Raw genomic sequence first — 1466 nt, 5'->3', positions numbered from 1 at the left:
TAGTCTTACTGTGTCAATAAATCAGCATTGGAAGTTGAACAAAACGGACATCGCTGGAGCCGGCGCGCGATGTAGGCAGCGATACGCCAGCGCAGCGTGGTGATGGAATCAGCCACGTGGCGCTGCGCGCGCTGGGGACCCGCGTGGCACGTAATCCGAGGGTAAGGCAAATGGATTGCGGTTCGCGGAGTTTTTTTTACTGCCGCCCTGTATAAGGCGTTGAGCAACAAGAAACCCGTAAGCAGCAATGCACAATGATGCATGGTGGTGGAAGCCACGCCAGCCACGTCCTTCGAAGTGTCCCAGGCCGAATTCCTGCTTGAGATCCTGATAGTCCCGCTCGATACGCCAGCGCATCTTGGCAACATGAACCATGCGTTCGAGCGTCGTGTCTGGGGGCAAAGTCGAAAGCCAATATTTGAGCGGCTCCGCATCACCTTCAGGCCATTCGATTAGCAGCCATTCCTCATCGCGCAGTGTGGAGCGCCAGTAATCGCGGTGTGAAGCACGCACGCGCACGGCGGCAAAGCGCGAACTGAGTGCGGCACACGTGCCTTCACGCCATATCACAGTGCGATACCGCGAGGCATCGAGCGTCAAGGCCAGATCTTTGACTCCGATCGGCTCATGCCCCGGCGCGCGCCGTAATAAGCTGCGCGGTCGGCCCGACTTCCCCACGGAAGGTTCCGGCGATAGAGGCGCAGTACCCGGCGTCCATACGCGTGTGTTCGAGCGAATGCCCACCGCATACTGCAATCCGAGCTCGCTAACGGCCTCGCGAAACGAGGTGTCGTCTCCATAGCCAGCATCGGCCAGAACGACACCGTCGGGCGCGCCGCTTTGCCGAGCTTCGCGCAATTGCCCGACCGCAATCTCCGGTTTGGTTGCAAACTCGATTTGCTCAGGCACGCCGGCTTTCTGTCGTCGCGCGGGATCGTCGCTCCATTCACGCGGCAGATACAGTCGATACGACACCGGCAAGCTTGCCTCTTCCGTCGCCACCGACAGACTCACCGCCACCTGGCAGCTATCCTGCTTGCCCAGTTGACCGCAGTATTGCCGCGCCACACCGACCGAATGCTTGCCCTTCTTGGGAAAGCCCGTGTCGTCAATGATCCAGTACAACCCGCCCGCCGGGTCCATGTGCGGCAGCACCCAGCGCCGCACCTGCTCGAGCAGCGCCGTATCGGACCATTCCGATTTCGCCACGAAATGATGCAGCGACTGGTGTCGTGCGCTCACATGCTCCGGCTCCAGATGTGCGGCCAGCGGCTCGACGCTCTTGCGCCGAATTGGCAGCATTAGCCCTTGGCAATAGCCCTTCAATCCTGATTCACGGTCGTTATGCCCAAGCGCCTCGCACAAATGTTCCAGATACGCCTCGAATGACGTCTCCCAATCCATCATTCCTTACGCCAAGGATGAAGAAGTTCCTATAATGGCATGAATTTATTGACACAGTAAGA

General features: G+C 59.0%; 1 protein-coding gene. It reads right to left on the bottom strand.

The window, feature by feature from the left end:
- Positions 1-108: 108 nt before the first annotated feature.
- Complete coding sequence (locus DIE13_RS32455; RefSeq protein ID WP_124831038.1) at positions 109-1404, bottom strand: IS701 family transposase; 1296 nt, start codon at positions 1402-1404, stop codon at positions 109-111.
- Positions 1405-1466: the final 62 nt, after the last annotated feature.

This window comes from Burkholderia sp. Bp9016, assembly GCF_003857765.1.
GTDB lineage: Bacteria > Pseudomonadota > Gammaproteobacteria > Burkholderiales > Burkholderiaceae > Burkholderia.
This window is presented reverse-complemented; position numbering and strand designations above follow the sequence as displayed.